The 575-nt window shown below is 44.3% G+C and carries 1 protein-coding gene; it reads right to left on the reverse strand.

All coding sequences use genetic code 11. The annotated features are described in order from the left end of the window. Positions 1–575, reverse strand: a 575-nt coding sequence (locus A3756_RS27110) for a hypothetical protein (RefSeq protein ID WP_197481125.1), incomplete at both ends; no start/stop codon positions are given.

Consider the following 575-nt stretch of genomic DNA (forward strand, 5'->3'; position numbering starts at 1 on the left):
CGATAACAATGCTGTCATCAGATAGGACTGCGAGAGCGGCTTGAAGGTAAAGGTCTGCAGGTAAATCAACAGCCCAGGCCAGTTGCCCTGCAGCATTGTATTTCGCTGCTTTTTCTGCGCCGACAATATGGATGTCGCCGGCATCATTAACCTCGATATCCCATGCTTTCTCATGTTCAATTTTAAGTTGTTTGACGCCATCTAAGTTAAACACTTGGGTGGCAAAACCTGTAACATATAACTGGTCTTGATGGATCTCTAGATCGCGCGCATCATCGTGTTTAGATAGCTCAATAGACCACACTAGTTCTCCATAAGTATCTACTTTAACGAGGAAAGAGCCATAGCGTTGAATGTCATTTTCGACAATATAGCTAACACCAATGGCATAGCTGTTACCGTCACTATCTAGGGTGAGATCAGTTATCTTATCGTCACTTCGATAGTTGCCTTTCGCAAGGTCAATATCGGTTGACCAGATTAATTCACCATCACTGCTTCGCTTAACCAGCAAAATATTTTGTTGGCGGTCCGTGCCTGTTCGGATCGTTGATCCGCCGCTGATTATTTCTCCA

The sequence above is a fragment of the Oleiphilus sp. HI0086 genome, assembly GCF_001635225.1.